The sequence below is a fragment of the Parvularcula marina genome, assembly GCF_003399445.1.
GTDB classification, from domain to species: Bacteria; Pseudomonadota; Alphaproteobacteria; order Caulobacterales; family Parvularculaceae; genus Parvularcula; species Parvularcula marina.
Genome location: NZ_QUQO01000001.1, coordinates 889,945 through 915,188, shown reverse-complemented (window position 1 = coordinate 915,188; position 25,244 = coordinate 889,945). Strand labels below are relative to the sequence as shown.

29 protein-coding genes are annotated in these 25,244 nt (G+C 58.7%); 12 read left to right on the top strand and 17 right to left on the bottom strand.

Going from position 1 to position 25,244, the window contains the following annotated elements:
* Positions 1 to 82 precede the first annotated feature (82 nt).
* The 7 genes from DX908_RS04220 to DX908_RS04190 all read right to left on the bottom strand — a co-directional run bounded on the left by DX908_RS04220 (position 83) and on the right by DX908_RS04190 (position 7,128).
* The gene (locus tag DX908_RS04220) at positions 83 to 643 is read right to left on the bottom strand and encodes a hypothetical protein (protein WP_116391188.1); all 561 of its coding nucleotides are present in this window, start codon (positions 641 to 643) and stop codon (positions 83 to 85) included.
* Positions 643 to 1,257, bottom strand: a complete 615-nt coding sequence (locus DX908_RS04215; protein WP_116391187.1) for a hypothetical protein — start codon at positions 1,255 to 1,257, stop codon at positions 643 to 645. Before DX908_RS04215 ends, DX908_RS04220 begins: the two co-directional genes overlap by 1 nt.
* Positions 1,258 to 1,350: 93 nt before the next feature.
* On the bottom strand, positions 1,351 to 2,769 hold the full coding sequence (locus DX908_RS04210) for a hypothetical protein (protein WP_158548477.1): 1,419 nt from the start codon (positions 2,767 to 2,769) through the stop codon (positions 1,351 to 1,353).
* 48 nt (positions 2,770 to 2,817) lie between these two features.
* Positions 2,818 to 4,344 (bottom strand): hypothetical protein, encoded by a 1,527-nt coding sequence (locus DX908_RS04205; protein ID WP_158548475.1) that lies wholly within the window; start codon positions 4,342 to 4,344, stop codon positions 2,818 to 2,820.
* 128 nt (positions 4,345 to 4,472) lie between these two features.
* Positions 4,473 to 5,504, bottom strand: coding sequence for a CsgG/HfaB family protein (locus DX908_RS04200; protein ID WP_116392978.1), 1,032 nt, complete (start codon positions 5,502 to 5,504; stop codon positions 4,473 to 4,475).
* Positions 5,505 to 5,517: 13 nt separating this feature from the next.
* Positions 5,518 to 5,931 carry a curli assembly protein CsgF gene (locus DX908_RS04195; RefSeq protein WP_116391184.1) on the bottom strand — a complete coding sequence of 138 codons (414 nt, stop codon included), beginning with the start codon at positions 5,929 to 5,931 and terminating at the stop codon, positions 5,518 to 5,520.
* Between the two features lie 138 nt (positions 5,932 to 6,069).
* Positions 6,070 to 7,128 carry a TIGR03032 family protein gene (locus DX908_RS04190; RefSeq protein WP_116391183.1) on the bottom strand — a complete coding sequence of 353 codons (1,059 nt, stop codon included), beginning with the start codon at positions 7,126 to 7,128 and terminating at the stop codon, positions 6,070 to 6,072.
* 214 nt (positions 7,129 to 7,342) lie between these two features.
* Here DX908_RS04190 and DX908_RS04185 point away from each other — a divergent pair, with 214 nt between their 5' ends.
* Complete coding sequence (locus DX908_RS04185; RefSeq protein WP_116391182.1) at positions 7,343 to 7,537, top strand: hypothetical protein; 195 nt, start codon at positions 7,343 to 7,345, stop codon at positions 7,535 to 7,537.
* Between the two features lie 96 nt (positions 7,538 to 7,633).
* Here the strand turns inward: DX908_RS04185 and DX908_RS04180 are convergent, their stop codons facing one another.
* The 4 genes from DX908_RS04180 to rpsF form a co-directional block, all read right to left on the bottom strand.
* On the bottom strand, positions 7,634 to 8,518 hold the full coding sequence (locus tag DX908_RS04180; protein WP_116391181.1) for a hypothetical protein: 885 nt from the start codon (positions 8,516 to 8,518) through the stop codon (positions 7,634 to 7,636).
* Positions 8,519 to 8,665: 147 nt separating this feature from the next.
* A complete protein-coding gene (gene rplI, locus DX908_RS04175; RefSeq protein ID WP_116391180.1) occupies positions 8,666 to 9,268 on the bottom strand; it encodes a 50S ribosomal protein L9 in 603 nt (200 codons plus the stop codon).
* 5 nt (positions 9,269 to 9,273) lie between these two features.
* On the bottom strand, positions 9,274 to 9,498 hold the full coding sequence (rpsR, locus tag DX908_RS04170; RefSeq protein WP_116391179.1) for a 30S ribosomal protein S18: 225 nt from the start codon (positions 9,496 to 9,498) through the stop codon (positions 9,274 to 9,276).
* A 23-nt stretch (positions 9,499 to 9,521) separates the two neighbouring features.
* Positions 9,522 to 9,860 carry a 30S ribosomal protein S6 gene (gene rpsF / locus DX908_RS04165; protein WP_116391178.1) on the bottom strand — a complete coding sequence of 113 codons (339 nt, stop codon included), beginning with the start codon at positions 9,858 to 9,860 and terminating at the stop codon, positions 9,522 to 9,524.
* 291 nt (positions 9,861 to 10,151) lie between these two features.
* On the opposite strand from rpsF, the gene DX908_RS04155 reads away from it, so the two are divergent.
* Together DX908_RS04155 and DX908_RS04150 are read left to right on the top strand one after the other, a co-directional pair.
* The gene (locus DX908_RS04155; protein WP_116391176.1) at positions 10,152 to 10,712 is read left to right on the top strand and encodes a heme NO-binding domain-containing protein; all 561 of its coding nucleotides are present in this window, start codon (positions 10,152 to 10,154) and stop codon (positions 10,710 to 10,712) included.
* Positions 10,705 to 11,925, top strand: a complete 1,221-nt coding sequence (locus tag DX908_RS04150; protein WP_158548473.1) for a response regulator — start codon at positions 10,705 to 10,707, stop codon at positions 11,923 to 11,925. Before DX908_RS04155 ends, DX908_RS04150 begins: the two co-directional genes overlap by 8 nt.
* On the opposite strand, the gene DX908_RS04145 is transcribed toward DX908_RS04150, so the two are convergent.
* On the bottom strand, positions 11,926 to 12,129 hold the full coding sequence (locus tag DX908_RS04145; RefSeq protein WP_116391174.1) for a DUF2842 domain-containing protein: 204 nt from the start codon (positions 12,127 to 12,129) through the stop codon (positions 11,926 to 11,928).
* A gap of 81 nt (positions 12,130 to 12,210) precedes the next feature.
* Between DX908_RS04145 and DX908_RS04140 the strand changes: the two genes are divergently transcribed.
* The gene (locus tag DX908_RS04140) at positions 12,211 to 13,245 is read left to right on the top strand and encodes a COX15/CtaA family protein (RefSeq protein WP_199564576.1); all 1,035 of its coding nucleotides are present in this window, start codon (positions 12,211 to 12,213) and stop codon (positions 13,243 to 13,245) included.
* 128 nt (positions 13,246 to 13,373) lie between these two features.
* Here the strand turns inward: DX908_RS04140 and DX908_RS04135 are convergent, their stop codons facing one another.
* Positions 13,374 to 14,474, bottom strand: a complete 1,101-nt coding sequence (locus DX908_RS04135) for a DcrB/PsbP domain-containing protein (RefSeq protein WP_116391172.1) — start codon at positions 14,472 to 14,474, stop codon at positions 13,374 to 13,376.
* A 141-nt stretch (positions 14,475 to 14,615) separates the two neighbouring features.
* Here DX908_RS04135 and DX908_RS04130 point away from each other — a divergent pair, with 141 nt between their 5' ends.
* Together DX908_RS04130 and DX908_RS16145 are read left to right on the top strand one after the other, a co-directional pair.
* Complete coding sequence (locus DX908_RS04130; RefSeq protein WP_116391171.1) at positions 14,616 to 15,542, top strand: IS1595 family transposase; 927 nt, start codon at positions 14,616 to 14,618, stop codon at positions 15,540 to 15,542.
* 1 nt (position 15,543) lies between these two features.
* A complete protein-coding gene (locus DX908_RS16145; protein ID WP_147303723.1) occupies positions 15,544 to 16,425 on the top strand; it encodes a hypothetical protein in 882 nt (293 codons plus the stop codon).
* On the opposite strand, the gene DX908_RS04120 is transcribed toward DX908_RS16145, so the two are convergent.
* Complete coding sequence (locus tag DX908_RS04120; RefSeq protein WP_116391169.1) at positions 16,419 to 16,598, bottom strand: hypothetical protein; 180 nt, start codon at positions 16,596 to 16,598, stop codon at positions 16,419 to 16,421. The genes DX908_RS16145 and DX908_RS04120 overlap by 7 nt on opposite strands.
* 23 nt (positions 16,599 to 16,621) lie before the next feature.
* Here DX908_RS04120 and DX908_RS16240 point away from each other — a divergent pair, with 23 nt between their 5' ends.
* From DX908_RS16240 to rpsI, 3 genes are all read left to right on the top strand, one after another.
* Entirely contained in the window at positions 16,622 to 16,780 is a 159-nt protein-coding gene (locus DX908_RS16240; RefSeq protein WP_158548471.1) for a hypothetical protein, read from the top strand.
* 215 nt (positions 16,781 to 16,995) lie between these two features.
* Positions 16,996 to 17,478 (top strand): 50S ribosomal protein L13, encoded by a 483-nt coding sequence (rplM, locus tag DX908_RS04115; RefSeq protein WP_116391168.1) that lies wholly within the window; start codon positions 16,996 to 16,998, stop codon positions 17,476 to 17,478.
* Between the two features lie 15 nt (positions 17,479 to 17,493).
* Positions 17,494 to 18,006, top strand: coding sequence for a 30S ribosomal protein S9 (gene rpsI, locus DX908_RS04110; protein WP_116391167.1), 513 nt, complete (start codon positions 17,494 to 17,496; stop codon positions 18,004 to 18,006).
* Positions 18,007 to 18,072: 66 nt separating this feature from the next.
* Here the strand turns inward: rpsI and DX908_RS04105 are convergent, their stop codons facing one another.
* The gene (locus DX908_RS04105; RefSeq protein ID WP_116391166.1) at positions 18,073 to 18,579 is read right to left on the bottom strand and encodes a hypothetical protein; all 507 of its coding nucleotides are present in this window, start codon (positions 18,577 to 18,579) and stop codon (positions 18,073 to 18,075) included.
* Positions 18,580 to 18,722: 143 nt separating this feature from the next.
* Here DX908_RS04105 and DX908_RS16885 point away from each other — a divergent pair, with 143 nt between their 5' ends.
* Positions 18,723 to 19,817, top strand: a complete 1,095-nt coding sequence (locus DX908_RS16885) for a hypothetical protein (protein ID WP_233508630.1) — start codon at positions 18,723 to 18,725, stop codon at positions 19,815 to 19,817.
* A gap of 92 nt (positions 19,818 to 19,909) precedes the next feature.
* Positions 19,910 to 20,083, top strand: coding sequence for a hypothetical protein (locus tag DX908_RS16235; protein WP_158548469.1), 174 nt, complete (start codon positions 19,910 to 19,912; stop codon positions 20,081 to 20,083).
* Between the two features lie 67 nt (positions 20,084 to 20,150).
* Here DX908_RS16235 and DX908_RS04095 read toward each other — a convergent pair whose 3' ends face one another.
* Both DX908_RS04095 and gltX read right to left on the bottom strand, forming a co-directional pair.
* A complete protein-coding gene (locus DX908_RS04095; RefSeq protein ID WP_116391165.1) occupies positions 20,151 to 21,440 on the bottom strand; it encodes a citrate synthase in 1,290 nt (429 codons plus the stop codon).
* A gap of 129 nt (positions 21,441 to 21,569) precedes the next feature.
* Complete coding sequence (gene gltX / locus DX908_RS04090) at positions 21,570 to 22,964, bottom strand: glutamate--tRNA ligase (RefSeq protein WP_116391164.1); 1,395 nt, start codon at positions 22,962 to 22,964, stop codon at positions 21,570 to 21,572.
* Between the two features lie 230 nt (positions 22,965 to 23,194).
* On the opposite strand from gltX, the gene DX908_RS04085 reads away from it, so the two are divergent.
* A complete protein-coding gene (locus DX908_RS04085) occupies positions 23,195 to 25,243 on the top strand; it encodes a ComEC/Rec2 family competence protein (RefSeq protein ID WP_116391163.1) in 2,049 nt (682 codons plus the stop codon).
* Position 25,244 lies beyond the last annotated feature (1 nt).

The following is a 25,244-nucleotide window of genomic DNA, read 5'->3' as shown; positions in this document are numbered from 1 at the left end:
CTACTCATCCCCTAGGGACTGCCATTTTCGCCCCCGAAATCAGTATTTTACAAGCTGCGGGCACACGCGCGCCAGCGCAGCTCTATTTTGTTGCGGGGACGGGGCCGTTCACCACTTCCGTGATCACGTCCTCGGGCAGGGCGTCTTTGACCAGCGGGCGAGGGGCCGGATCGGCGGCAGGTTTCTGCAGCACTTCCGGCGGCAACATCCCGTCACTGAGGCCCGAACGCAGCAGCAACGCATCCGCCTCACCACCGCGCCCGAGATTCTCAAGAACATTCAGGGCACGGTTGAGTTCATCATCACTTTTATAGCTGCGCTTGATCATCAGGCGCAGTTCATCGCAGATCTCAGCCGGCGCCGGAGCCGCGGCATCCGGTGCGCAGCGGTCGGCATAGGTGCGGAGCTGCTCGGCCGTGATCGCATCGCCTGCTTCAAGGGAGGCGATCTGTTCTGCCGTGTTCGCTGCTTTGCCAGGCCCGATCTGGTCCATACCGGTATCGGTCACGGGGATCTGGCCTGTCAGCACATCACGTGAGGCAGGGTCGAGCACGCTGGCGCCCGGTGATTCATGCACTTTAGGCGCAGCGCATGCTGCAAGGATGAGCGCGGGCAGGAAGGCGGAAGAGAATGCTTTAATCATCAGTTCGGCCCATATCCCGGTGCGTATTGCTCAACCGTCACGGACGCGCTGTCGCCATCCTGCACGATGCCGACGCCGAAGGGGAGGGCATTGCCATCCCCATACTGAAGGTTGATCGCGGTATTGTTGTTACCATATTGCTCGATCAGGGAGGTGTTGTCATTCCCGTCCTGCAGCTGCAGGGCCGAATTGCCGCGACCTTCCTGAATGATCTCGGCGGAGTTGTTGTTTCCGTACTGATATTGCTCGGCAATATTGGCATTGCCGCTGGCAATCGCGCCGGTCACGGTTTGCGTGACTTTTGCCGTATTCGCCGAGCCCTGCTGTTCGATCAGGGCGATATTTGCCGCGTCACTAGCGGCCGTTTGGGAAAGCTCAATATTGTTGGTGTTGCCTTCCTGAAGGACATCAACGCTGTTCTCGTCGCCGTTCTGGCGGATTTCCGCCGTGCTCATGGCGCCATACTGGCGGACATCCGAAATATTCTGTGTGCCGATCTGGTCGATAAAGACCGTGCCGTCCTGCGCCAGCGCCTGACCGCAAAGAAAGAAGAGAGCGGCGGGAAGCAACTTGTCCAGATGCGTGGGCCGGCATCGACGATGAATGGTATCCATAGCGCAATCCTCTTTTTCGTTTCACCAGGAGATGGGCCTGGCCCCGAGAGGTCTCTTCACCGGCACGGGGCCGGTGAAGAGAGTTCGTGTGCGTTAGTTCGCGGGGACGATCAGCCCTTGGGTGACATTGGCAACATTGCCCGAGCCGTTCTGCGAGACGGTAGAGGCAAAGCCGTCGCCGCCTTGCGTGACAGAGGCGGTGTTGCCGACAGGGCCGTGGCCGAACTGATCAATGTCACTGAGGTTGTCCGAGCCCAGCTGGGTGACGGAGGCATTGTGCTCATTGAAGCCGCCCGTCGCCGAAGTCTGCGATGTCAGGGCCGTGTTCGAATGACCGTCCTGAATAATCGTCGCCGTGGCGCCGACTGCGTTCTGGTCAATGTCAGCTGTGTTCATTTCAGCCGCAGACGCACCCGTCCCGTTTTGCAGGACAGTGATGCTGTTCTCCCTCGACAGCTGGTCGACATCTGCCGAGGAGTAGTTCCCGGACTGGATGACGGTCGCCGTATTGTCACGGTTACGGACTAAAATATCGGCTGAGTTGAAAGAACCTACCTGCATGATGCTGGAAGTGATGCGGCCATCGCCGATCGCGTCCGTATCCGTCAGGTCGATTTGCGTGATCAGCGCATCATTGCCCATGCCCATCTGGTCGATAGTTGCGGACATGGTGGTCGTGCCTTCAACCGTACCGCGCTGGTCAATCAGGGCCGAGCTGTCGCCCGTCTGGTTGATGAGAGCAGAAAAGTCAGACTGCTGCTGGTTTTCCATGCGCTGGTTAATCGAGGCATAGCCGCCATCGGTCTGGTTGATCGTGGCATCAACACCCTTTGATTTGATGGTCATGATGCTTTGATCGATATAGGAAACGCCTGAACCGGTCTGGTTGATATCAGCATTGATATCGCCCGTCTGCGTGCCTTCGGCTTCCTGCAGGATGGCAGCATTCGAGCCGACAACTGCATCGGTCTGGGTGATGTTGGCAACGATGTTCTCAGCTCCGGTCGCGGTGGACTGGAGGATCGAGGACGTACCGTCTGCACCCGTCTGATCGATATTGGCGGAGTTACCGCGCGCCGTCCCGCCAGAAGCGGTCTGGGTGATCACCCCTTCAAGACGCTCGCCCGATTGCGTGATCGTCGCATCGTGGTTCCGCGCATTGTTGGAGAAGCTCTGATAGATCATGGCGTCGTTCGCCGTCCCGCTTTGCGAAACGGTGGCATCGGGATCTTCATCGAAGAACGGTGCCTGACCCGGTGTCGTGTCGAAATCATCTTCCTGCATCACGAGGGCGCGGTTGTCTGCGCCGTCCTGATCGATATCGATGAAGCCGCGAAGAGCACTCTGTTCGACCATCACACCGTTGGTGCTGCCGGTCTGATCAACAAGAATGCTGTTCAGATTGCCGTCCTGAGTGACTTCCGCCCCCTCCTGGACATCCTCAATCGTCTGGGCCGAAGCGGCCCCGGCGATGAGAGCAAGTGCCGAGGCGCCTGCAATGAATTTGCTCATATTACGCATTTTCTCTCTCCGGAATATCTTGTTCTGGCCACTCATGGCTTAATGCTGCGAGATGATGGCATCATTCCCGGAGCCGATCTGCGTCAGGGTGGAGGTGTAGCCGTCACCCATCTGATTCACGGTTGCGGTGTTGCCTGCCCCCATGACCGAGCCGGTCTGGGTGATGGTCGATTCATTATCGTTCCCCGACTGATCGACTGTTGCAGTATCGGAGAGGCCGAGATGGTTCACATTCGACAGGTTATCGTCGCCCGAAGCGGTCAGGGTGACCGTCCCGTTCATCGAGAAACGCTGATCGATATGCGAAGTGTTGTCCTGACCGGTCTGGGTCGTCATCGCCCAGTTGCCAGTGTTCGAGCCGGCATCGCCCTGACGGATGGTCGACCGGTTGAGGTCATTCTCCTGCGCGATGGTGGCGACGTTGTCCTCGCTGTCCTGAATGACCAGCGCACTGTTGGCGGATGCAAAAGCGATCCCGGTGCTGAGCTGATCGATCGTGACGGTGTTGTTGACGAAGTTCTGGTCGACATCGACCAAGTTGTCGGCACCGATCTGCGTGATGTTGGCGAGGTGACCGCGATTGACCTGAGTCAGCTCGGCATCGTTGCCCGAGCCGTTCTGGGTGATCGTGCCGTCAAGATTGCCGTCGGCAAGGTTGGTGGCATCGGTCTGGGTCATCACAGCAATGTTCGACGGACCGCCCGTATTGGTCTGGTCAATCGTTGCATTGAGGGACGTGCCGTCAGCAAAATCTGCGCGCTGATTGATCGTTGCGTCATCGGTCCCGTTCTGGGTGATCGAGGCATCAAGGAATGAGTTCGAATCGCCCGTCAGGGTCTGGTTGATCCGTGCCGCGCCGCCATCTGTCTGATCGACGGTCGCCGTCAGATCCGTGCTGTCCGCCGCATCAATCGACTGCATGACATCGACCGTGCCGACACCGTTCTGGATGATGTCGGTCGAGACAAAGCCCGAGCCGGCGCCATTCGCGCTCTGCGTAACAGTGGCTGTGCCGCCGCCGCTTTGCGAGATGGTCGCGTCGAGATCACGTGCCGCATCGCCGAGGAACTGGGTCACGGTCGCGCTGTCGCCACCACCTTGAGTGATGTCAGTACGCATGCCGTTGGTCGGGCCCTGGCCTGTGCCTGTCTGCATGACGTCAGAGGCGTTTCCGTCCCCGGACTGATCGATGATGACATCGAGGCTGCGGGTCTCACCAGTTGCATCCTGGAAGATCACGGCGCTGTTCGAATTGCCGCGCTGCTCTACAGAAGCAAAGGGGTCATCGTCAAAAGCGCCCGGGTTACCGGGGAATTCACCGAATTCGTCGAACTGGATGATGCTGGACGAGTTATCCGCACCGTCCTGCAGGACGTCAGCCTTGGCATTAACCGCATCCTGATCAATCAGCGATGCGTTCGAGCTGCTCGTCTGGGCCACATTGGCCGTGTTTTCTTCACCGTTCTGTTCAATGACAGAGCCGGGCGCCGGTTGGGCCGCATAGCCTGCAGACAGACCAGCAGTGAGGGCGGCGGCAGAAACCCCCGCGATCAGTTTTTTCATCATGATGTGCACCTTCTCTCCTGATGTCGCACTTTTGGCAGTTTTAGTTTTTCCTGTCGGTGAGCACCCTTTGCTTTCACGAAGGGTGGTCTCCGTCATCGGAATATTCCTGATGGAAGATCCGAATTTCTTCATTTCGTCCCCACATTGACGATGGCACGGTTGAGAGCGCCAGATTTGCCGAGGCCGTTCATCCGGGCGGCCGAGCTGTCTGCGTAGCGGACCTGCGAAGCTGAGCTGTCGCTGGCCGTGCGGCTTGGGGTCGCTTGGGGTTCGGCGGTGACGTAGATGGCGTCACGCTCCGAGATATATTCGCTGATGAGCTGTGCGCCGCGGGCATTGTCATCAAACGCCCAGAGCCCGACATCCGCGCCTTCCATAACCATGGCGTAGACGGCCTTTTCGATCGCCTGACGAAGGGCATAAAGGCCCGGCTCGTTCGAAGTGAAACCGAAATCGGCTTCGAGCAGCTCGTCAAAGGAGACAAAGCGGAACGCATTGCCGCCCACGCCGACAGACGCGATGGTTTTCTCGGTCGTGACCGACACAAGGACTTCACCGGTCTTGACGCTGACGGCCCGGAGGTAAACCGAGACGACGTTCTGGCGGTATTCCGTCTGCCCACCAATGCCGAGATAACGGGCAGCGGCCCCACCGGTCATGGTGTTTGAATCATATCCGATGATCCCGCCCTCGAGGATCACGCCGGCAAAGAGCAGCGGCGGCAAGGCTTGGGCATTGACCGAGGTCTCACCCAGATAGCGCTGACGCATCTCGGAGATGATCTGGCGTTCTTTAAGGAGATTGTTCAGCCCACCCCGTTCGATGACGGTGAACCATTTGCGGTTGCCCGTATCCTGCAGCGCCTTGATCAGCACCGCATCGGCACCTTGCGTGACGGCGCGGGAAAGGGTCTGTCCGGTCTCGGAAGGACGGAACTGGCCCGTCTTGTCTTCAAATCCGTAGACGGCAATTGGCACCTTGGCGGCAGGCGATCCCAGCGCCCGGAGGGCTTCCTGTGTCTGGGTCTGCTTGGCCATCACCGGCTGCGTCGAGACCAGCGGGTGCTCTGCTGGAACGGTCGTGCAGCCGGTGACGAGCAGGGCGCCGATACCGCCGAGCAGGGCCTTGCTGCCGAAGCTCCCAAAAATCTTGCGCATCATGTTCTTTTCCACCTTAGTTGATCCCGCCGGAGGTCATCAGCGTCGGCACGGTGATCACCGTACGCGAGCCATCCCCTTCGATGACGGTCAGCTGAATGCCGTCGAGGCCGCGGGAATATTCGATGGTCTGATCGCCAAAGACGATCGTGCCCTGATCATCCCCGCCTTCACCGAAGATGGCTTGCGTGACTTCCGAGGCGAGTGAGGACATCAGCCGGCTTTCCAGCGAACGGATGAACCGGTCGAGGTCCGATGTCTCATTCGAGGGCGGATCATAGGAGTTCTGCGCATTGGCAATCGCCAGCAGATGCGCGGAGTTAAAAGAATTCCCGCCGAAGGACGGGTTGATCGGTTCGTAGACCAGATCCTGCGCGTTTGCCGCCGATGTCGTTAACAACACCGCAGCTGTAATGGCACATATCCGCATGGCTTCACCCCTTGACTGAGGCGAGGGGGGAGGCGGATCAACGGCCCGCTTCCAACCCTCGCATTAGCATTTGGGAAAGGATGAAGCGAAGTTCGTGCCAGAGGGGCAAAGCGCCCCGAAAAATTTCGGGATTTATGGTTAAGACGGAAGAGTTTTTGCCGGTCGGATCACGAAACGGATGTCATCCGTCTTGAAGCCAATGGCCTGAGGCCGGACGATTCCGGGCAGGGCACCGACATCATATAGCTCCTGCACGACACCATCGATCTCAAGCGTGTGCTCGATATCGCCCGTGTCCAGATTAACCACGGCAAGCTGGCAGCGGGACGAGATGCCTTGCTCTTTTAGCCGGTCATCGAGGGCGAGCCCTTCAAAAGTCTTTTCTGCTCGCGGCCGGGACACCCCGATGATCGCATGGCGTCCCAGAAATGTTAGACCGCGCGCAAATCCCGGAAGGAAACAGAGCTTTTCAAAGGCGCCTGTCTCAAGATTGATGCGGCCAAACTCGCCGATCCCGGACTGGAGGACATATAACTGGCCATCATAAAGCCGCGGCGAATGCGGCATGGAGAGCCCCTCGGCGACGATCTTTCCGTCCGGCACGCTGACGATGACGCCGCCGCCCATCCGGTGCTCGCGCCAGCCGCCCGACACATTGGTGCGCGAGACGCATGTCACATAGGCGGGTTCGCCATCTTTCATGGCAAGGCCATTCAGATGACAGCGGTCTTCAGCCGCCAGCCGGTCGATAAAGGGCGGGATCCAGACGGGCGCGAAGCTGTTGCGCTCGTCAAAGGTCGCGATGCAATTGAACCGTGTCACGACGAAAATCGGCTGGCGCCCGTCGCGATAGGGATGGACGTCATGAATATCGACATCGCCGGTCGTCCGCGCCTCAACCGGCACATAGACGGCGTCATAGTCGCCCTGCTGCTGGCCTTCATCGAGGAAGTTCTCGAAACGGAACAATTGGTAAAGAGAAGAGAGCCACAGCCGCCGCTCGTGCACGCCGAGCCCCATGCAGCGGTTAAAGGTCCGCTCGAAGATGGAGAGCTTTCCCTCTTCCCTGTTGGTGCCGATGAAGAAGACCTTGCCCGCCTGATATGTCGTGAAGGCGAGGCTCGAGCCCGAATTGGCAAGCCAGGACGGGAACATCCGCGATGGGGTCAATTCAAGCTGCGGGGGCGCCTCGGACATGGATCGGTCTTTCTCTCTCTGACCGGACAGGACTAGCAGATTTTGCTCAAGGGGTAAGGGGCGGACGGAGTGCCGCCCCCTGCATTCACTTCTGATTATCCTTAATCATCTGTGACTGCCGTCACACCCGGACAGGTCCTCTCTTCGCTAATGTCTTCTTGCCGGATGGAGAGAGCCGGCAGGCACCAGACCCCAAGGAGTGACCGAAGGAGCCATGTACAAGATCGCCAATACCCTCGCTGCCACAGTTGCCGTTGTCCTATTCGCGGCCCTCGTCGCGATTTTTGGAAAAGCCATGATGGTATCCGCTGACGAAACCGTGAGCGGAGATGATGCCGTGAGCTGGAAGACGAGTTCGATCGAGCGGACGATGCTGGCTGAGGCCACGACGGTGAAGACCGGCCTCTAAGGAATCAGAATTTCGAGAAGGCCCCCAAGTGGTGTCAGGGGGCTGATCGAATAAGGGCGTCCCGCCGGCGGGGCGCCCTTTTTTGTGGGGGCGAGCTCAGGGCTGCGTCACGGGAAGGGCTGAGCCGGTGGTGAAGGAGACGGCCTCCATGGGGGTGGCGCCGATCGCCTTGTCATCAATTTGGATGATCGCCAGCGTGTGCATCAGCATGGCCGGAATCTGCCGTGTGACTTCAGGCGGCGTGTAAGTTGCGCGTGCCTTCACGTGCCAATCGCCCACCTTGTTCAGCCACAGGATGGTCTGGAATGCCTTGCCCTTGATCGGCTCGGTGTTGAAGCCGATGCCTATTGTATCTGTCTCGACCGCCGTTTTTCTCCCGTCGGTGCGCTCTAGCTCGGCGATGAGGACGGGCACACGTTCCTTGATCGGAAGGGACTGGTCGATGCTGTAAAGCGCGCTGAGGAAATGGGTTTCTATATCTACATCCGGCCAGTTCGAGGCATAGATCGTCAGCAGATAGGATTTGTCAGCTGACAGATAATTACAGCTGGTATCGAGGCCTTTTTTGTCATGGATTGTGATGCCGGCAAGATAGACAGGAATAGGGTCCTGGCCTTCACCCTGTGGCAGGGGAATGCCGAGCTTCGGGCACTGCATCCCGCTTGGCCCATGAACCAGCCTGTCGGGCAGCTCTGTCCAGCCACCTTCCTGCACCGCTGCGCTTAGCGTGAGTGCCGGTGCCGAAGCAGCGAGCACATCATGTAGAGCAGGGAAGGCAGGATCGTCCGCTGCCCCATCATGTGCATCATGCGCACTTTCGTGAGACGTGCTCGTTGGGGAAGGGGTTGGCACCGTTGCCGGCAGGCTTACCTCGACCCATTCGGTGCGAAGCGTTGTGCCCTCGATCTCAAAATGTGCCGGGACATCCGGCTGCAATCCGATGCTGAGGGCAAGCCCCAGCAGGCCGATTGAAAATGTCATTGAACCCTGTGCCCCACTAAAATCCCGGGACAAACTGTGCGGGAAGGGCGCGTGAGCGTCAACCTGTGCTTGAATTGAGCCGCACGCAAAAAGGGCGCCCCGAGGGACGCCCTTTTCGTATTCCTGTCAGAAACTGCCGGGAGCTTATCAGCTGGCCGGGGTGTCTTCTTCAGCGCCAGCATCAGCCGGGGCGTCTGCAGAGGCGTCGCCGAATTCGTCGAAGTCACCAGTGCCGACCACGGATTCGATCTCTTCCTCTTTCTTGGCGAGGACGTTTTCACCGCGTTCCTGGGCGTCGGCTTCCTCTTCGGAGCGAGCCACGTTGATCTTGATGTCGACAAAGACTTCCGGGTGAAGGCGGACCTTCACCGGGACAATGCCAAGCTCTTTGATCGGTGCATTGAGGAGCACCATCGATTTGTCGAGCTTGAGCTTCTTGGTCGAAGCGATCTCGGCAATATCACGCGAGCTGACCGAGCCATATAGCTGGCCCATGTCAGATGCTGAACGGATGACGACGAAGGTCTTGTCCGCGATAGAAGAGGAGAGGTTCTCCGCCTTCTGACGGCTTTCAGCGTTTTCCGATTCAATCGTTGCGCGGCGAGCTTCGAACACAGCGCGATTAGCCGCCGTGGCGCGAAGGGCCTTTTTGTTCGGAAGGAGGAAGTTGCGGGCGAAGCCGTCTTTCACGGAAACTTCGTCACCGATGCTGCCGAGCTTTTCGACACGTTCGAGAAGAATGACCTGCATCGGGCTTACTCCGTCGTGTAGGGAAGAAGGGCGAGATAGCGCGCGCGTTTGATGGCACGGGCGAGTTCTCGCTGTTTCTTGGCACTCACCGCCGAAATCCGTGCAGGGACAATCTTGCCCTTTTCGGAAATGTAGCGGCCGAGCAGTTTGGGATCTTTGTAATCGATCTTCGGCGCTTTTTCGCCCGAGAACGGGCAGGTTTTGCGGCGCCGGAAAAAGGTCTTAGCCATATCAATCGTCTCCTTATCGGGCCTTAGTCGCGATCACGGTCACGGCGGGACATGACCGGCGAAGGTTCATTGTCATGCTCGTCGACACGCAGGGTCATGAAGCGAAGGATGTCTTCCTTGATCTTCATCTGACGTTCCATTTCCTCGATCGCGGCGGACGGCGCCTCGATATTCATGAGGGAGTAATGGCCCTTGCGGTTCTTGTTGATCTTGTACTGAAGGTTCCGAAGACCCCAATACTCAGCCTTTTTGATGTCACCGCCATGTTCGCGGATGATCGACTGAAGTTCGTCGGTGAGGGCTTCAACCTGCGCGGGGGAAATATCCTGACGCGCAACATAGACATGCTCGTAAAGCGGCATGGTCACTCCATTTTACCTGGCGGCGGAGACGGCCGGCTGGAGGGCCGGAGGACGCCTTTGGCTCGATGACATTGGGGACCATCCCCGGCCGCATCGACCACCGCTCATGCGAAGGCGCGGTGGCTAGGGGAAAACCCCTGCAAAGGCAAGGGGAAAAGGGGTTCCGCCGGGCGCGTTTGGTAAACAGCGAGCAACCAGGATTTTTGAGGGAATGTAAAATCGATTGGATTTTAATCAAATCCGACAGAGGCGTGCCGGCTGACCAGTCCGGTTGAAGGAAAGGGCGCCGTTATGAAGGGTATTATATTTACTGAAGTCCTGGACTCAATCGACCAGTATTTCGGCGAGCAGGTTACCGACAGGGTGATCGGCAAGTGTTCCTTGAGTTCCGGTGGCGGATACACGTCCATCGGGCGATATGACCCGAGCGAGCTGCACACTCTCGTCGAGGTGCTCAGCGCGGATGTCTCTATTCCCCCGGATGAATTGCAGCGGCTTTTCGGCCTGCATCTTTTCGGCCGGTTCGCGGAACTCTATCCGGTCTTCTTCACCCGCTATGACAATGCCACCGATATGCTCAAGGCAATCGGCAGTGAGGTCCATGCCGAGGTCAGCAAGCTCTGCACCGAGGCACGACTGCCGGCAGTTGAGACGATCTTCTGCGAAGGAAAGCGGATGACGCTCCGCTATCGTTCCGAGCGCCGGCTTGAATCCTTCTGCCATGGCCTGATCGAAGCCTGCTTTGCATATTTCAGGGAGCGTGCCGAGGTCACGATGCAGATGGGCCATGACGAGAAGGGCGTCTTTCACGATTTCGAGATCGTCAAAAAAGAGCGCTTCTACGATGCATGAACTTGAGGATCAGCACCTGCTTGTCACGCGCGCCCGCTATGAACGCGAGCGCAAGGCCCGTCAGGATGCGGAGCGCTTACTGGAAGAAAAATCGCGCCAGCTGATCGAAGCGGAAAAGCAGCGTTCGAGTTTCCTCGCCATGCTCTCCCATGAGCTGAAGACACCGCTTAATGGCGTTGTCGGTGCGGCGCAGATCCTCGACGGACTGATCGCGGGACTGGCCCATGCCCATGTCGATACGATCCTGCAATCGAGCACATCGCTCAACGCGCAGATAGATTCACTGCTGACCCTCGCTGAGCTCTACGCCGGCGATATCAGCATAGAGAATGAACCGGTCCTGGTGCCCGAACTGCTCGAGCAGGTTGGAGAAGCGCTACGCCCCATGGCGCTTGTCAAGGACATCACCCTGCGGATCACCTGTGACAAGGAACTCCAGCGACCGGTTCTGTCCGACAGAAAGCGCCTGCGCCAGATCCTCACGGCGTTGGTCAGCAATGCCGTAAAAACCACGCCTAGCGGCATTGTCGGCATCGCGGCCCGCCGATCGGAGGAGGGGATTTCCGTCCTCGTCTCTAGCAGCGGCGCCGTCGCTGAACAGAAGACGAAATCATTCGGGAGACCGGCGCCAGACCGTTATGCGGGACACACCCCCTATGATGATGCCGAAGTGACCCTGCCGATCCTGCGCGAGACGGTCGCGCTTCTTGGCGGCGAAATCATCACCTCGGAGTCACTGCTCGGCGGCACCTGTTTTACGGTCGTTCTGCCGGTCGAATTCTGTGCGCTTGCGCATGAAGTGCCTAAAGGAACTGCTGCCCGCCGCAATCGTCCAATGCGGGTGCTGCTTGTCGATGACAACAAGATCAACCGGATGATGGCGCATCACGCGGTGACCTCTGCTAACATGTCCTGCATCGAGGCGGTGAACGGCGCAGAAGCCCTTGAACGTCTTGATGAGGATGAATTCGACCTTGTCCTGATGGATATCCAGATGCCGGTCATGACGGGCGATGAAGCGATCCGCCGGATCCGGATGATGCAGGCGCCATACCGGGACATCCCGATTATCGTCGTGACGGCCCATGCTGGGCGCGAAGGGCCGGACAGCTTTCGCGATATCGGGGCCGACTACACCCTGGAGAAGCCGATCCTGTTCAGCAGGCTGATTTCCTGCATCAAAGAGGTCACAAAGAAGCCTGTCGCGGCCTGATTACTCTTTCGGCGGGGTATTCGCCCAGATGAAGACGGGCTTTAACGGGAATGCCCAGAGCGTGCCGGCAAGAATGTAGAAGACAAGCTGGACCAGCCAGTGCTTCGGCACGAATTCGCTGAGTGCTAGAGCGAACATCACATAGAGCAGCAGGAAGACGGGCGCGGCGAGCACGAGGATCAGCTTTTTCTGCCGTGGATGCATCTGGCGGCTCCTGTCTTCTATCGCGTCCTAACGCCGCGCTGGCGTTCGGGTGAGAAGGGCATATAAGCCGCCGTCATGCAGATGACCAATACTTCCCGCCCGGGGCTGATTGCCGCCTGGCTCTTTATTCTCGCCGGGCTGATCGCGCTGATGGTCACGGTCGGCGGGGCCACGCGCCTGACCGATTCCGGGCTGTCGATCACCGAATGGGACCTCGTCATGGGCTCCCTGCCGCCGATGAGTGATGCCGCTTGGGCGGAGGTCTTCGAGAAATACAAGACCATCCCAGAATATGAGGAAGTGAATTTCGGCATGTCCCTCGCCGAGTTCAAAGAGATCTTTTGGTGGGAGTGGAGCCACCGGAACCTTGGCCGGTTCATCGGGCTTTTCGTCTTCTTCCCACTGCTCTACTGGTCGGTGCGCGGTGTCGTCAAAGGCGGGCTCCGCCTGCGGCTCTGGGCGATATTCTTGCTGGTAGGGCTTCAGGGCGCGATCGGCTGGTTCATGGTGGCAAGCGGTCTCTCCGAGCGCGTCGATGTCAGCCAGTACCGACTGGCGCTTCATCTGGGCACGGCGTTTATTCTTTTTGGCCTTGTCGTTTGGCAGTGGATTGCATTGGTGCGTCCCCCCGGGCGGGCGGCGACAAAGGCGGGGCTGGGGAGGCTCACGCTTGTCTTCGGCGCCGCGCTCTTCTGCCAGATTATCCTTGGCGCTTTCGTTGCGGGCCTTCGCGCGGGCAAGACCTATAACACCTGGCCGCTGATGGACGGGCAATTCGTGCCGGAAGGGTATTTCAACGGCGCGGCGGGGCTCTCTCACATGTTCGAGACGATCGAGGCAGTGCAGTTCAACCACCGGACCGGCGCTTATCTCATCTTCGTCTTTGCGGCCTTCCTCATGCTGAAAACGTGGAATGGAGGAAAGGCGAGGGGATATGGCGCGGCGATCTTCTGCGGGGTGTTCTTGCAGATGCTGCTCGGGATCTGGACGTTGGTGGCCGTCGTGCCGATGAGCCTCGGGCTTCTCCACCAGCTTGGCGCGCTGATGCTCCTCGCCCTGACGATTGTTGCGGCTTATGATTTGAGTGGCAGCAAGACCATCTCACCGCAAAACTGAACTGTCATGCCGGGACGCATGAAAGGCGGGCCCGGCACCCATAATTCGGGATGTATGGGTTCTGGATCGAGGCTGCGCCTCGTCCGGAATGACAGAGCTTAGAAGGCCGGGAAAAATCCTGCCTTGGCTTACTGCTCGACCGGCGGGGCGGGCAGCTCGATCTGCGGGACGAAGTCCTCGACGACTTCTTCTTCCTCACCATTCCATTCGACACTGTCAGCGCTGAGGTCGAGCGCGTTCGCGATGCTCAGCCAGGAGACAAGCCCAAGCTGGTTGTCGGTCGTCAGGACCGCAACCGCGCCCTTGCGATAGACGCCGCCGAAATTGCCGGGGGCCATGGCGATGCGGGAGACAGCAACAGGCGCGCCGTCAATCGTGAAGGTGAAGATCTCATCATCGATCTCTACACTGCCATTCTCGAGCGCAAAGAAAATCTCGTTCCCGCCTTCGAGCGGCATGACCGCCATATCGGCAATATCCGCCGGGGCATCATCGAAAGGCATTTCGGTCAGGATCGCGGTCCCTTTGGGGGTGAGCACCTGCTGCTTGCCCTCGGGGCCGGTGATGTGAAGCGTGCCGCCGGTACTGGCGCAGTGGCTGACTGCGGCCATGGCGGAAACAGGCTCGCTGGTGACCCCGACGACGCCTTCCGCGGTCGTCACCGTATGACGGCTGAGGCCGTTGTCTGTGTTGACCCGGAAGAGGGCCTCCCCGGCAAAGCAGAACTCCGACGCGGTGCCGAAAAGGCCCGAGGCGATGCTGCCGATCACGACGAGCTCTGAGCGCTCGGCGGTGAAGGTTGCGATATCAAGCTGGGAGAGCCCGTCTTGTGTCGACTCGATCGCGATCAGCGGGTTCTCGCCGACCTTGGTCGCGGCCACCGCGACGACCCTGCGGTCGACAAGATTATAGACAGACGGCGCACCGCCATCCTCGGTCGGAATGATCGCCACCCCGGCGGTGCCGTTCGCGGCGAGGAGGGTCGAGCCCTGCACATCCTGCTGGTTGCGCGAGAAGGCGAGCCCCGTGACCTCGCCCTCGAACGTGCCAAGGACGCGCGTGACGTCGATCATCAGGGGGCCTTCAGGCTCGGGATCGACAACGTCGATTTCCTGACCCGGCGCCTCTTCGGCCGCAGGGGTGTCCTCGACCGGCGGCTCCTCATCCTTGCCGCCGCAGGCGATGAGAGTGAGGCAGAGGAGGCTGGCGCCGAAAAATTTTCTGGTCATGAAGGGGCCCTGAAATCTGGTTTCCCGCGTCACCTAGCATAACAAAATCAGAGGGCTAGATGGCAGGGCTCAAAATGGGCATGTTATACTTGACGTACCCAACTCCGATACCTAGATTAGTGTCATCGGGAGCGCGTCATCATGTCCATTCTTTCCAAGCCCTTCTTTCATAACGAAAAAGCTGCCTACGAATGGGTTGAGGCGCGCGTTTGGCCGGAAGGCCCTGCCTGCCCTCGCTGCGGCGAGAAAAAACGCATCGGCGAGCTGAAAGGAAATTCCACCCGTATCGGCGTGCGCAAATGCTACACCTGCCGCAAGCCGTTCACGGTCAAGGTCGGAACCCTGATGGAATCCTCGCACATCCCGATGACCAAATGGCTTCAAGCGATCTACCTGATGTGCTCCTCGAAAAAGGGCATCTCCTCCCATCAGCTTTCCCGCACGCTTGGCGTGACGGTGAAGTCTGCATGGTTCCTCTCTCACCGCATTCGTGAAGCAATGCGCACCGGCGATCTGGCACCCTTTGGCGGCGGTGGCGGCATTGTTGAGGTCGATGAAACCTATGTAGGCGGCAAGACTTCCAACGCACGTGGCAAATACAAGAAAAAGGCCGTGGTCCTGACGCTGGTAGACCGCGACACAGGCCGCGCACGTTCATTCCATATTGAGCGCGCGACGAAAGCCGAAATCCTGCCGATCCTGCGCGACAACCTCGACGCAGAAGCCCGCGTCATTACGGACGAATACAGCGTCTATAAGAATTTGGACACTGAATATGCACACGCATATGTCGTGCATTCCAAGAAGCAATGGGGCCGGGGTGAGATCCACACCAACACCATCGAAGGCTTCTATTCCATCATGAAGCGCGGCCTTCGCGGCGTGTACCAACATTGCTCCAAGAAGCATCTGCACCGCTATGCAGGTGAGTTTGATTTCCGCTACTCCAACCGCGCCAAGCTTGGCATTGACGATATGGAACGGACGGAAGCTGCTGTTGCCGGTCTAGTCGGCAAGCGGCTGACGTATCATCAGGCTGACGAAAACAGAGTAGCTTCGCGCCACTAAGATGCGCAATAAACGACGAGATAACAAACTAGATCTCTACCGTGCGATTGTTTCTCGCATGGCAACGGGCAATTTTCGATTAGAGGAACTGCACCGTCTCCTATCTTATATCCGCAGCCGATCACTCGGAAGGCAGAGTGTCAAAGATGTTGGAGATCTAGTGCATCACGAAGATGCAAGAAATCAGGGGCTAATACACGCCTACTCGCTAAATTTTTGGTTTGGGGTGAGGTTTGTTGTGTCACTGTCTAAGGACGGTCGCCTCGATGCACTAAAGCTACCGCCACTTACTAAATCAGTTGTACTATCAGCTTGGAAGAGAACAACTGTAAAGGATTTTCCCAACCGATCAGGACTTACTTGGAAACAAGCAAAATTGGCAGCTGAGAATCTTTCAAATTGCTTTCTTGTTAATGCTGATGGAACACTTCGCTTCCAAACTGCTGAAAAATGCGAGGCGAGGTTGGCTAATTACCTGTTGAGCACACTTCGGGTCAATCAACCTTACTCTTCTACTACCTTTTTTGATGATCTTATTTATGTGTTGAAGCATAATAAGTTGCTATTTGAATATCAAGAAGATGGATTTCGTGAAAATTATCAAGATATAATACTCTATATTGTTAGCTTGATGCACAATACAGAAGTAATTCTCGATGAAGATACAGTTGGTTGGCTCAGGGTGCTTGGAGGCAAGGAGCACATTGAAGTATTATTTGAATTTGATTTAGTTAGACCAAGTGAGCAAGCTGGAAAAGTAGGTTTTTGTGTATTTAAGACGGATCTGCCGGTTGGCGAGCACCTTGATCCCCGTGCAATGTATGGAATAGAGCAAGATCTATTCTTCGATACTTCTAGGCGTTTTTTAAGTTTAATTCAATAATCATTTTCCAGCATATTTAGCCTCTCCTCTAAAATGATGATGATATGAGCACGGGGTATGGTTTTATCTTTCATATTCAAAAGAGTTTCGTTCAAGATATCCAGCATTAGCTGACGCTCTGTAATTTCTAAGCTCGAATCGTTGCTCGTGGTGTCATCCTTAGACATTGCCATGCAAACCCCGTAAATCTCGACCCATGAGCAAACCCAAAGACGATCCTGAACAATCAAAGCGGTTCATCGAGACCGCTCGTGAGCTTGAATGCGACGAGAACCCGAAAGCTTTCGAGCGCCGCTTTGAAAAAATTGTCCCGCCCAAAAAGGGCGAGAAGGGCACCGGCAAGCCCTCTGAATGACGGGTGCCAGAAGCGGGGTTTTCAACCCGATCAATAGGTTGCACAGGCTTGGGTACGGGAAGTACAACATCCCCCTCAAAATTGTGGTAGGATATAACCACATTTCCAATGCCCTGTTTTTACTGTTTTTCTCGAGGCGGAATTGACAGAAGTGAAGAGGAGCGGCATAGGCCGCGCTTCGATTTTGTACCTGACCACCCGAAAAGAAGAATCCGATGCAAACCGAGGCTTCGAAAACCTACAACACCAAGCCGGCGGATGTGGAGAAGAAGTGGATCCTCATCGACGCGCAAGACCTCGTGGTCGGCCGTCTGGCTTCCTTCATCGCCATGCGCCTGCGCGGCAAGCACCTGCCGACATTCACGCCGAATGTTGATGATGGCGACCACGTCATCGTGATCAATGCCGAGAAGGTCCACTTCACCGGCCGCAAGCGCGAGCAGCAGACCTATTACTGGCACACCGGCTATCCGGGCGGCATCAAGTCGCGCACTGCCGACAAAGTGCTCGAAGGCCGCTTCCCGGAGCGCGTCCTGCACAAGGCTGTCGAGCGCATGATGCCGAAAGATAGCCCGCTCGCTCGCCGCCAGATGAAGCACCTGCACATCTATGCCGGCCCTGAGCACAAGCACGAAGCGCAACAGCCCGAGACGATCGACGTTGCGTCCATGAACCCCAAAAACACCATCCGCGGCTGAGGATTTTGACGAGACATGAGTGAAACAAACCAAGGCCTCGACGCCCTCAAGGATATTGCTTCTGACGCCGGTGTTGCTGTGAGCGACACCCCGGCCAGCGCTGGCGAGGAATTTGTTCCCGCTGAGCCGAAGATCGACGAGCATGGCCGCTCTTACGCGACCGGCCGCCGGAAAACGGCTGTCGCCCGCGTCTGGATCAAGCCGGGCAACGGCAAGATCACGGTCAACAACAAGGACATCGCCGAGTATTTCGGCCGTCCGGTTCTGCAGATGGTCCTCAAACAGCCGCTCGAAGCAGCTGAGCGTCTGGACCAGTTCGATGTGTTCTGCACGGTCAAGGGCTCTGGCCCGTCTGGCCAGGCAGGTGCTGTGCGCCACGGTCTTGCCAAGGCGCTGACCTACTACGAACCGGGTCTCCGGTCCGTGTTGAAAAAAGGCGGGTTCCTCACGCGCGATAGCCGTGCCGTCGAACGTAAGAAGTATGGTAAAGCGAAAGCCCGCCGCAGCTTCCAGTTCTCGAAGCGCTAACGGGATTGCTCTCGACTATGCACAAGCCCCGCCCGAGTATGGCGGGGCTTTTTTTATGCCTGTATTTCAGGGCTTTGGCATGGTGATAAGCTGGACACTGACATTTCCGTCACCGGGAATAATCAGGTTCACATTGGTCATCCGGCCGTCCTTCTCAAAGCCAAGCTGCTTCATCGTCGGGGCGGGTTCGGCAAAGGCGACTTCGTTCCAACCCGCGGACTGCAAATTCGTCCGTATGCTGGAGAGAACGTTCTCAACTGAATCACCGGTCATAGCCTGAACCATGAAACCGTCCTGCGCAGCGGGCGTTGTGTGGATCACATTCCAGCCATCCGGGATCGAGACATCATCGGGAAAGCCGGAGGGGAGCTTAAGGCCCTGTCCGACACGCTGATCCCCGTTTTTGATTTCGACTTTCGTGATCTCACCAGAACTGTCGAGCTCAACATCCGCATCGACGCCGCTTCGTTTTGCGGCCTTCTCGATTTGCGCCTCGCGGGCTTCATCGCCGCCCCCGCAAGCCGCGAGCAGTGTCGCTGCCGATAACAATACGGCCATTTTGGTGGGTTTCATCTCATTCCCCTTCTTACTTCACGTGGAGCCACGCCACGCTACCTCTTCTCCGTAGCCAGCAATCTATTGTGGTTTGTGAGCTTTTCAATTCAAAGTGTAACAAGGAGAGAAAACGCCCCTTTGCGGGGCGGGGGGAGAACGTCATGCAGAATGTCCGTATCGGCCTGCTCATTTGCCTGAGCTGGCTGGGCTTGGGGCCCGCCTGGGCGCAGAGCTGCGATCCGACGCCCGAACGCCATGCAGTGCGCATTGACGGGCGCGACAGCGAGGGCAAACTCTCGCCTGCTTATCTGCCCTATGTCGCCGGTGACGAAGCCCTGTTCCAGCAGCTCGATAATGGCTGGGTTTTTGCCCTGATGCCGGTCGAGGAGGGCTATGTCATCCGGCTGTTCGAGAATGCCCAGATCGGCATGGCGACGGATCTGACCTCGTTGACACCGCCGCATTATGGCGTGCCCAATCCGCGTGACTTGTTCGGCTGGCATTTCCGCAATGCGGACAATACCGGACCCAATGACGGCTCGGTCAATGCGCCGCAGGAAATGCGCGCCTTTGTGATCTCCCCTGCGCTGGTCGGGACGGGCGGCTATAAGCCGTCGCCGGACCCTTCGGGTCCCCGGCTGATGGAGCCCGGCCCCGATGACGGGATCGGCTGGCTGAAAGTGATCGACTACGGATTATCTGGGCATTCGCTTGCCAAGGGCCAGCGGGCCCGGATGAATTACGTGAAGTTCGAGGCCTGCCTGTCCTGGCCGCGCGGAAATGGCGAGCGTGACAAGCTGCTTGATGAGGCGTCCTTCGAGTTTCTCGATGAGGACCGTGAGGCGTTCGGGGGCTGCGGGCTTGATCTGGGGGCGTATGATCTGGAAGCGCGCTATCTGCCGAGGAAGCTCGGCGGGGATATCGATGGCGATGACGCGCTTGACGAGGTTGCACAGGTCAAACGCAAATCAGACGGCAAACGGGCGCTGGCGCTCTGCCGGGCGGGCACATGGATGAGCCTGATCGGCGTTGATGAGGTGAAGGGCGACATGCCCTCCGGTTATGTCGATCAGGCCGAAGCGTGGCACTGGATCGCGCCGGGCGAAGGCTTGCCCATGGGGCTCGGCGAAGTGTCACTGCCCGAGGCAGATGGTGCGGTTCTCCTCCTTGAGCGGATCGAGAAACAGCTCGTCGCCGTATACTGGAAGGACGGCGCGCTGCATGCGGACGAACTTTATCACATCGTCGAGCCGTGAGGGGCTTAGCCGTCTGGCTGCAACCTGACTGATTGCTCATTTTCAACCCCTGCCTGACAGGCGGAGAATGCCTCCCCAAAGGGAGGAAGAAAATGTTGAAAATGCTTATGCTGTTTGGGGCGGGGCTCACGCTCACCGCCTGTGCGACCACGACATGCGAAGGCGAGCGCGATGAATGTATCGAGGAAGCCGAAGCTGATTCCCGCCGTGTAGAAGAAGAAAAGCGCAAGGCTGAGGATTTCAAGCGCAAATATGGCGAGGACTGAGGAGATTTAGCGGTTTGCCGGAGTAATGTTTGAGGGAGGCTGGCAACCCAACCTCCCATCCGGATAGTTACCGCGCGTTGATCGGCACGTAATCGCGGCGGTCGGCGCCGGTATAGATCTGACGTGGGCGGCCGATTTTCTGGTTCGGGTCTTCCAGCATTTCCTGCCATTGCGCGATCCAGCCGACGGTGCGGGCGAGGGCGAAGAGGGCGGTGAACATGTCGGTCGGGAAGCCAAGCGCGCGCAGCGTGATGCCCGAATAGAAGTCGATATTCGGATAGAGCTTCTTCTCGACGAAATATTCGTCTTCGAGGGCAATGCGTTCGAGTTCTTTGGCAACCGCGAACATCGGATCCTTGATGTCGAGGGCCTCGAGGACTTCGTGCGTTGCTTTCTTCATGACCTTCGCGCGCGGGTCGAAGTTCTTGTAGACCCGGTGGCCAAAGCCCATCAGGCGGAAGGGGTCGTCCTTGTCCTTCGCGCGGCGGATATATTCGGGGATCTTGTCGACTGTCCCGATCTCCATCAGCATGCGGAGGGCAGCTTCATTGGCGCCGCCATGGGCCGGGCCCCAGAGGCAGGCAATGCCGGCGGCGATACAGGCGAACGGGTTCGCGCCCGAAGACCCTGCAAGGCGCACGGTCGAGGTCGAGGCGTTCTGTTCGTGATCCATGTGCAGGATGAAGATCTTGTCGAGCGCGGAGGCCGCAACCTTGTTGATCTCATATTCCTCGGCCGGCACCGCAAAGCACATCCGCAGGAAGTTTTCCGTGTAATGCAGGTCATTACGCGGATGGATGAAGGGCTGACCCATGATGTATTTATAGGCCATCGCCGCAATCGTCGGCATCTTGGCGATCATCCGGTGGGTCGAGATGATCCGGTGCTCCGGGTTATGGATGTCCGTTGAGTCGTGATAAAAAGCGGAGAGGGCGCCGACCGCGCCGCACATCACCGCCATCGGGTGCGCATCCCGGCGGAAGCCGTTCAGGAAGTTCTTGAAGTGCTCATGCACCATGGTGTGGTAGGTGATGTTGCCGCGGAAGACATCGAGCTGCTCGCCTGAGGGCAGATCGCCATGCAGCAAGAGATAGGCGGTCTCGATGAAGTCCGAATTCTCCGCCAGCTCGTCAATCGGATAGCCGCGATAAAGCAGCGTGCCTTCTTCGCCGTCGATATAGGTGATCTTGCTTTCGCAGGATGCTGTCGAGGTGAAGCCGGGGTCGAAGGTGAATTTGCCGGTCTGCTTGGCAAGCGAGCGGATGTCGATGACATCGGGCCCCAAGGTCGCCGAATAGACAGGGAATTCCCCCTCGTCGATTCGCGACGTGCCCGTCTGGTTCAGATTGCTTTCCATGATCGTCACTCCATCCGTGAAGGTTGTTCGGAATTAGCGGAAATCCGGCTCCTTCGGCGAGAAGGATGCGCAGAAGACTTGGCCTGCGCCCGGAACAACGCCGCTATTGTGCGGCGCGACAATACTCATTCATCGCTGATCGGCAAGTCTGGACAGTGTCTCAATCCTGCCAAAGGCGTGAAGGGTTATCCCAAGGTCCGGTGAAGGAAGTCCTGCAGTGACTGCCGCCCGGACCGGGGGACCGACGCGCCCAAAGGATAATTCGCGCGATTCGGCAAAAGATTTCAAAGTAGAATCAATAGCTTCTGCGGACCAATCGTCCAATTGCTCGAGCTTGGCAATAACCCCGGCGAGAACTTCCTGCGCACCGTCCTGTTTGAGGGGTTTGGCGGCCTTGCCGGTGATCTCAAGGGGGCGTTCGTTGAGCAAATATGCCGCAGCTGAGCCGATATCGCTGAGAAGGCGGCAGCGCGCCTTGATGTCGTCGGCCGCGCGGGCAAGCCGCTCCATCTGGGCATCGCTGGGCGAATTCTCGAGGAAGGGCAAGGCCGATTCGAGGAAGGCTTCGCCGGTCATGTCCTGGATATAGTGCTGGTTGGTTGCGGCGAGCTTGTCCGGGTCGAGCCGGGCAGGCGCCTTGCCGATCCCGGAGAGATCGAACCATTCAAGCGCCTTCTCGCGCGGGATAATCTCGTCATCGCCATGTGCCCAGCCGAGCCGGAGGAGGCCATTCATCAGCCCTTCGGGCAGATAACCCTCATCACGATAGGCCTCGACGCCGAGCGCGCCGTGGCGTTTGGAGAGTTTCTTGCCGTCCGCGCCGTGGATCAGCGGGATATGCGCCCAGACCGGCACGTCCCAGCCCAGCGCCTCATAAAGCTGCTGCTGGCGGGCGGCATTGATCAGGTGATCATCGCCCCGGATCACATGCGTGACTTCCATATCGTGATCATCAACGACGACCGCGAGCATATAGGTCGGGGTGCCGTCAGAGCGTAGCAGAACCATGTCGTCGAGGGCGTGATTAGGGAAGCTGACCTCGCCCTGCACCTCGTCCTGAATGACGGTCGCGCCCTCGGTCGGGGCCATCAGCCGAATCGAATAGGGCCCATCGGGGGTGGGCTCCTTCGGGTCGCGCCATTTCGACGTGAAGCGGGTGCCGGCCTCTCGGGCTTTCTCGCGGGCGGCATCAAGCCCATCACCGGCAAGCCAGCATTTATAGGCCTTGCCAGCTTTGAGGAGCTGGTGGGCGGCCTCGGCATGTCGGTCAGCGCGCTCAAACTGGCTGATCGGCTCGCCATCCCAGTCGAGACCGAGCCATTGAAGCCCCTCGGTAATCGCGGTGACCGCGTCCTCATTATGGCGCGCGCGGTCGGTATCCTCGATGCGCAGCAGGAATTTAGAGCCCGGGCCCGCATGGGCGCCGCGCGCATAAAGCCAGGAGAAAAGGGCGGTGCGGGCCCCGCCAATATGCAGATAGCCGGTCGGCGAGGGGGCAAAGCGGGTGATGATCGGTTTGGTCATTGGGGCGACTGATAGGGCCCTGCGCGCGATCCGCCAAGATGGCCTCGCAAACAAAGAATTGCTGCCTCTCCATCGGGCGAAAGCGTCGCTGATGCGGGTGAGCCTTCTGACATGATGACTGGCGGTTGCGCGCCGGGCACCGCAATATACTTGGCGTGACAGGGGCAGGTGACATTTCAATAGGGGCGAGGGGTCGGCCCCGACCGAAGGAAGGCGCAAAGGAGCGGCTTTTGGCTGCTGGTCGTCTCGCGCGGCACTGGGCGGCGGTCGAGACCGGGCGGTTTATCCTGTGGGCACCCGTCCTGATGATCGCCGGCGTTGCGGTCTACTTCTCATTGCCGACCGAGCCCTCTTTGCTGTTCGTCTTGCTCGCAACGCTCCTGCCTGCGGCGGGGTGGATATGGGCCTCCCGCCGCGGGGCGGCATACTCTTCCTTCGGATCAAGGCTGATTTTCTTTTTCCTCCTCGGTCTGCTCCTCGCAACGATCCGTACGGCAAGTGTATCGGCGCCGATCCTGCCGCGTGCGGTGGGGCCGACAGGCATAGAAGGCACGCTTTTATTGCGGGAGGATCGGCCGGGCGATCAGCGCTTCACGATCGCGCCGGATACAATCGGCGCCCTCACCGAAGATCAGATCCCGGAGAAAATCCGTGTGACCTGGCGCGGCGACCGCATGGATGTTCATCCCGGTGACCGGGTGCGGGTCTTTGGCCAGCTGATGCCGCCGCCGGGTCCAGCCTTACCCGGCGGGTTCGATTATGGCCGCCAGCTATATTATGACCGGATCGGCGCGGTCGGCTTTCTTTATGCCCAGCCAGAGATCAAAGCGGCGGCGAGCCGCAACTCCCTCCATATACGGATCGAGCGACTGCGAGACCGGATCGCCGCACGAATTGAGCGGCTGACCCCGGGGGCGGGCGCCCCGATAGCTGCAACACTGGTGACGGGGCAGCGCGACGGCATTCCGCCCGATATCACCAATATTTTGCGGGATACGGGCCTTGCGCATCTGCTGGCGATTTCAGGGCTGCATATGGGGCTCGTCTGCGGGCTCCTGTTCTTCAGCCTGCGGCTCATCTTTGCCTGTCATCCCGGCTGGACGGCGCGCTATCCAATCAAGAAATGGGCCGCGGTCGGCGCGATCCTTGGCGGCATCGTTTATCTGGCGATCTCCGGCGCGCCGGTGTCGGCCCAGCGGGCTTTCATCATGGCGCTGATCGGCTTTCTCGCGATCCTTGCCGACCGGCGGGCGATCTCACTGCGCAATGTCGCCATCGCCGCGGTTGTGATCATCATCCTTTCCCCCGAAGCTGTGATGGGGGCAGGCTTTCAGATGTCGTTTGCTGCCGTGACGGCGCTGGTTGCGGCCTATGAATTCGTGCGCGAACAGCAATGGACACCGCGCGACCGCCGCTTGCCGACACGCTTCCTTCGCTTCATCGGCGCCCTGTTCCTGACCAGCCTGATTGCGGGGATGGCGACGTCACCGATGTCGATGTTCCACTTCAACCGCATCGCCGTTTATGGCCTTGGCGCCAATATGGCCGTAATGCCGCTCTTTACCCTGATCGTCATGCCGGGGGCGGTCTTGGGGCTGGTCTTGATGCCGCTAGGGCTCGACCAGTTCGTCTGGCCAGTCGTCGGCTGGGCGCTCAGCACCATCATTCAGGTCACGGACATGATTGCCTCTCGCCCCGGTTCGGTCATGCCGATTGCGCAATGGTCGGGAATTGCCTGGGGGCTAGTGATGGGCGGAATGCTGATCCTCTGCCTCTTCCGGGCTGGATGGCGATGGGCTGGGGTTGGGGTGATCCTGCTCGGCATGGGACTGGCGCCACTCTCGCCCCAGCCGGTTCTTCTGATCTCGGAGGATCTACGAAATGTCGGCGCGATCGATCAGGCAGGTGAGCTGTCGATCCTGTCGCGCCAGCGCGCCCGTTTCACCGTCGATCAGTGGCGCGAAAGCCTCGCCGTGACCAAAGAGAAACGCGAGCTTGAGAAATTCGTCTGCGAGGAGGGTGTCTGTCAGGTACCCGCCTATGGGCTCGATGTAACCTATACGGAGACGATAGAGGCGACGGCGCGGGCCTGCCGCGAGGCGGAGATCGTCATTGCGCCCTTGTGGACGGCGGAAGACCTCAAAGGTTCTTGCGCGGCCCTGCTGATCACCAAGGAGACATCCGCCGCGCGCGGGCCGATCTCTTTTTACCTCACCCGCGAGGGCTACCGGCTGAAGGAGGGGGCGCCGCTGCGCGGGGACCGCCCCTGGGTGCCATGAT

Coding starts and splice junctions, on each gene's coding strand:
- DX908_RS04145 (WP_116391174.1), bottom strand. CDS start 12,129: ATGCATCCACGGCAGAAAAAGCTGATCCTCGTGCTCGCCGCGCCCGTC.
- DX908_RS04120 (WP_116391169.1), bottom strand. CDS start 16,598: ATGGCAATGTCTAAGGATGACACCACGAGCAACGATTCGAGCTTAGAA.
- DX908_RS04105 (WP_116391166.1), bottom strand. CDS start 18,579: ATGAAACCCACCAAAATGGCCGTATTGTTATCGGCAGCGACACTGCTC.
- rpsF (WP_116391178.1), bottom strand. CDS start 9,860: ATGCCGCTTTACGAGCATGTCTATGTTGCGCGTCAGGATATTTCCCCC.
- DX908_RS16885 (WP_233508630.1), top strand. CDS start 18,723: ATGCAGAATGTCCGTATCGGCCTGCTCATTTGCCTGAGCTGGCTGGGC.
- rplI (WP_116391180.1), bottom strand. CDS start 9,268: ATGCAGGTCATTCTTCTCGAACGTGTCGAAAAGCTCGGCAGCATCGGT.
- DX908_RS04190 (WP_116391183.1), bottom strand. CDS start 7,128: ATGTCCGAGGCGCCCCCGCAGCTTGAATTGACCCCATCGCGGATGTTC.
- DX908_RS04135 (WP_116391172.1), bottom strand. CDS start 14,474: ATGACCAGAAAATTTTTCGGCGCCAGCCTCCTCTGCCTCACTCTCATC.
- DX908_RS16240 (WP_158548471.1), top strand. CDS start 16,622: ATGAGCAAACCCAAAGACGATCCTGAACAATCAAAGCGGTTCATCGAG.
- DX908_RS04150 (WP_158548473.1), top strand. CDS start 10,705: ATGCATGAACTTGAGGATCAGCACCTGCTTGTCACGCGCGCCCGCTAT.
- DX908_RS04155 (WP_116391176.1), top strand. CDS start 10,152: ATGAAGGGTATTATATTTACTGAAGTCCTGGACTCAATCGACCAGTAT.
- DX908_RS04140 (WP_199564576.1), top strand. CDS start 12,211: ATGACCAATACTTCCCGCCCGGGGCTGATTGCCGCCTGGCTCTTTATT.
- DX908_RS04220 (WP_116391188.1), bottom strand. CDS start 643: ATGATTAAAGCATTCTCTTCCGCCTTCCTGCCCGCGCTCATCCTTGCA.
- DX908_RS16235 (WP_158548469.1), top strand. CDS start 19,910: ATGTTGAAAATGCTTATGCTGTTTGGGGCGGGGCTCACGCTCACCGCC.
- DX908_RS04095 (WP_116391165.1), bottom strand. CDS start 21,440: ATGGAAAGCAATCTGAACCAGACGGGCACGTCGCGAATCGACGAGGGG.
- DX908_RS04205 (WP_158548475.1), bottom strand. CDS start 4,344: ATGATGAAAAAACTGATCGCGGGGGTTTCTGCCGCCGCCCTCACTGCT.
- DX908_RS04200 (WP_116392978.1), bottom strand. CDS start 5,504: ATGATGCGCAAGATTTTTGGGAGCTTCGGCAGCAAGGCCCTGCTCGGC.
- rplM (WP_116391168.1), top strand. CDS start 16,996: ATGCAAACCGAGGCTTCGAAAACCTACAACACCAAGCCGGCGGATGTG.
- rpsR (WP_116391179.1), bottom strand. CDS start 9,498: ATGGCTAAGACCTTTTTCCGGCGCCGCAAAACCTGCCCGTTCTCGGGC.
- DX908_RS04130 (WP_116391171.1), top strand. CDS start 14,616: ATGTCCATTCTTTCCAAGCCCTTCTTTCATAACGAAAAAGCTGCCTAC.
- rpsI (WP_116391167.1), top strand. CDS start 17,494: ATGAGTGAAACAAACCAAGGCCTCGACGCCCTCAAGGATATTGCTTCT.
- DX908_RS04180 (WP_116391181.1), bottom strand. CDS start 8,518: ATGACATTTTCAATCGGCCTGCTGGGGCTTGCCCTCAGCATCGGATTG.
- DX908_RS04215 (WP_116391187.1), bottom strand. CDS start 1,257: ATGGATACCATTCATCGTCGATGCCGGCCCACGCATCTGGACAAGTTG.
- DX908_RS04185 (WP_116391182.1), top strand. CDS start 7,343: ATGTACAAGATCGCCAATACCCTCGCTGCCACAGTTGCCGTTGTCCTA.
- DX908_RS04210 (WP_158548477.1), bottom strand. CDS start 2,769: ATGAGCAAATTCATTGCAGGCGCCTCGGCACTTGCTCTCATCGCCGGG.
- DX908_RS04195 (WP_116391184.1), bottom strand. CDS start 5,931: ATGCGGATATGTGCCATTACAGCTGCGGTGTTGTTAACGACATCGGCG.
- DX908_RS16145 (WP_147303723.1), top strand. CDS start 15,544: ATGCGCAATAAACGACGAGATAACAAACTAGATCTCTACCGTGCGATT.
- gltX (WP_116391164.1), bottom strand. CDS start 22,964: ATGACCAAACCGATCATCACCCGCTTTGCCCCCTCGCCGACCGGCTAT.